The sequence below is a fragment of the Acidiphilium sp. PM genome (genome assembly GCF_000219295.1).
Classification (GTDB): Bacteria; Pseudomonadota; Alphaproteobacteria; order Acetobacterales; family Acetobacteraceae; genus Acidiphilium; species Acidiphilium multivorum.
The window spans coordinates 1-3,372 of record NZ_AFPR01000179.1; the positions used below are offsets into that span (position 1 = coordinate 1).

The window sequence follows — 3,372 nt, forward strand, 5'->3', positions numbered from 1 at the left end:
CCAGGCCGGCAGCATCACGCCACCTTGCGACGCCGCCCGGCGCTCCGCGCCGCCGGCTTCGGCAACAGGGGCGCGAGGAAGCTCGCGGTATGAGACCGCTCGTTCGTCACGACCTCTTCCGGCGTGCCGGCAGCGACGATCTCGCCGCCGCCATCCCCGCCCTCGGGGCCGAGATCGATGATCCAGTCGGCGGTCTTGATCACTTCCAGATTGTGCTCGATCACGATCACGGTATTGCCGGCATCCACCAGCGCATGGAGAACCTCCAGCAATTTCCTCACATCCTCGAAATGCAGGCCGGTTGTCGGCTCGTCGAGGATGTAGAGCGTGCGGCCGGTGGCGCGGCGGGCGAGTTCCTTGGCGAGCTTGATCCGCTGCGCCTCGCCGCCGGAAAGGGTCGTGGCCGCCTGGCCGAGCTTGATATAGCCGAGCCCGACCTTGCCGAGCAGTTCGAGCCGGTCGCGGATGCGGGGTTGGGCGGAGAAATAGCCCATCGCCTCGTCGACATTCATGTCGAGCACATCGGCGATGGATTTCTCCCGGAAGCGGATTTCAAGCGTTTCGCGATTGTAACGTTTTCCCTTGCAGGTGTCGCAGGTGACGAAGACGTCGGGCAGGAAGTGCATCTCGATCTTCAGCACCCCGTCGCCCTGGCAGGCTTCGCAGCGCCCGCCCTTGACGTTGAAGGAGAAGCGGCCGGACTTGTAGCCGCGCGCGCGGCTTTCCGGCAGTTCGGCGAACCAGTCGCGGATCGGGGCGAACAGGTCGGTATAGGTCGCGGGGTTGGAGCGCGGGGTGCGGCCGATCGGCGACTGGTCGATCTCGATGATCTTGTCGAGCAGGTCGAGCCCGTCGAGCCGCTCGAACGGCGCGGGCACCTGCCCCGAGCCCATCAGCCGGCGGGAGACCGCCTTGTAGAGCGTGTCGATCACCAGGGTGGACTTGCCGCCGCCGGAGACGCCGGTGATGGCGGTGAACACGCCGAGGGGGAATTCGCCGGTGACGGTCTTGAGATTGTTGCCGCGGGCGCCGACGAGTTTCAGCATCCGCGCGGGATCGACCGGCCGTCGCCGTTCCGGAACCGCAATGGAACGTCGCCCGGAGAGATAGTCGCCGGTGAGCGAGCGCGGATTGGCGGCGATGTCCGCGACGGTGCCCTCGGCGACCAGCTCGCCGCCATGCACGCCGGCGCGCGGACCGATATCGATCACGTGGTCGGCGCTGCGGATCGCATCCTCGTCATGCTCGACGACCAGCACCGTGTTGCCGAGATCGCGCAGCCGGCGCAGCGTGCCCAATAACCGTTCGTTATCGCGTTGATGCAGGCCGATCGAGGGTTCGTCGAGAACGTAGAGCACGCCCGTCAGGCCGGAGCCGATCTGGCTGGCGAGGCGGATGCGCTGGCTTTCCCCGCCCGACAGCGTGGCCGAGCTGCGGGCGAGCGAGAGATAGTCGAGCCCGACATCGACGAGGAATTGCAGCCGCTCGTTGATCTCGCGGAGGATGCGGCGGGCGATGTCCTGGCGCTGCGGGGTCAGCGTGTCGAGCACGGTGGCGAACCAGTCGCGCGCCTCGCGGATCGAAAGATCCGAGGCCTCGGCGATGTTTTTCCCGGCAACCCGGACGGCCAGCGCCTCGTCGCGCAGGCGCGCGCCCTGGCAGCGCCGGCAGGGCTGCTCGGCCTGGTAGCGCGCCAGCTCCTCGCGCACCCACACGCTGTCGGTCTCGCGCATCCGGCGTTCGAGATTGCGCACCACCCCCTCGAACGGGCGGGTGACGGTATAGGCGCGCACCCCGTCCTTGTAGGAAAAGTCGATCTCCGTCTTGCCGGCGCCGAACAGGATCGCCTCGCGCACCGTCTCGGGCAGGTCTTCCCAGGGCGTGGTCAGCTTCACCCGGAAATGCTTCGCGAGGCAGGCCAGCGTCTGGTCGTAATAGGGCGACTGCGCGTTGGCCCAGGGGGCGATGGCCTGGTCGGCGAGCGAGCGGCGCTCGTCGGGCACGATCAGCGCGGGGTCGAACACGGTCTCGGTGCCGAGCCCGGCGCATTCGGGGCAGGCGCCGTGCGGCGAGTTGAAGCTGAACAGGCGCGGCTCGATCTCCTCGATCGTGAAGCCGGAGACCGGGCAGGCGAAGCGGGCGGAAAACACCGTGCGCTCCCCTGTGTCGGCGTTCTCGGCATAGGCGATGCCATCCGAGAGGGCGAGCGCGGTCTCGAAGGAATCGGCAAGCCGCTGTTCCGCGCCCTCGCGCACGACGATGCGGTCCACCACCGCCTCGATCTCGTGCTTGATCTTCTTGTTGAGCGCCGGCACCTCGGCAATCTCGTAGAGCTTGCCGTCCACCTTCACGCGGGTGAAGCCGCGGCGCTGCAATTCGGCGAGTTCCTTGCGGTATTCGCCCTTGCGGTCGCGCACCACCGGGGCGAGCAGCAGCAGGCGGGTGCCGGGCGCCATCGCCATCACCCGGTCGACCATCTGGCTCACCGTCTGCGCCTCGATCGGCAGGCCGGTCGCCGGCGAATAGGGCACGCCGGCGCGGGCCCAGAGCAGGCGCATGTAGTCGTGGATTTCGGTGACGGTGCCAACCGTGGAGCGCGGGTTGCGCGAGGTCGTCTTCTGCTCGATCGAGATCGCCGGCGAGAGCCCCTCGATACTGTCCACATCCGGCTTGCCCATCAGTTCGAGGAACTGCCGCGCATAGGCGGACAGGCTCTCGACATAGCGGCGCTGCCCCTCGGCATAGATCGTGTCGAAGGCGAGCGAGGACTTGCCGGAGCCGGACAGCCCGGTGATCACGGTGAGCTGGTCGCGCGGGATGCGGACGTCGATGTTCTTCAGATTGTGCTCACGCGCGCCGCGCACGGTGATGTAGCCCGACCCTGCCATAGCCATGTTCCCGAAATGTCCCCGCGACGATATGGCCCCGTCCGCGCATGCTGGAAAGGGGGTGGAGGCAGATGCGCGCCCGGCGGACGCATGATGGACAGGCGCGCGCATCGTCAAGAGGCGGGTTCATGGGCGGGCCGTGGCAGTTCTGGATCGATCGCGGCGGCACCTTCACCCGCATCGTCGGCTTCGACATGGGCGGAACCTCGACCGATGTCGCGCTCTGCGACGGCGCCTATGCCCGTTCCTTCGAGACCGAGATCGCCGGCGTGCGGCGGCTACGGCGCCTGAACCTCAGGCGCGGGCGGCGCGCTGCGCGAGCCCCAGCAGCATCTGCCGCACGATCGCCTCGGGCACCGCCCCGGTGCGCTTGCAGTCCGCCTCGGCGCGCAGGCCCCGTTCGATCGCCGCCATGATCGCCGGCTCCCGCCAGCGCGCCACCGCCTTCATCACGACCGGCTGGCGCTTGAAGAACACCGGCGGC

Annotated in this window: 1 protein-coding gene and 2 pseudogenes; 1 reads left to right on the forward strand and 2 read right to left on the reverse strand. The window is 68.2% G+C overall.

The genetic code is table 11. The annotated features are described in order from the left end of the window. Positions 1-14: 14 nt before the first annotated feature. On the reverse strand, positions 15-2,888 hold the full coding sequence (uvrA, locus tag APM_RS08590) for an excinuclease ABC subunit UvrA (RefSeq protein ID WP_007422974.1): 2,874 nt from the start codon (positions 2,886-2,888) through the stop codon (positions 15-17). Between the two features lie 170 nt (positions 2,889-3,058). Here uvrA and APM_RS23100 point away from each other — a divergent pair. Further along, positions 3,059-3,163: pseudogene (locus APM_RS23100) on the forward strand (hydantoinase/oxoprolinase family protein); the annotation flags it as partial. 19 nt (positions 3,164-3,182) lie between these two features. On the opposite strand, the pseudogene APM_RS22330 reads toward APM_RS23100, so the two are convergent. Further along, positions 3,183-3,372, reverse strand: a pseudogene (locus tag APM_RS22330) (DNA polymerase III subunit delta); the annotation flags it as partial.

Coding starts and splice junctions, on each gene's coding strand:
- uvrA (WP_007422974.1), bottom strand. CDS start 2,888: ATGGCAGGGTCGGGCTACATCACCGTGCGCGGCGCGCGTGAGCACAAT.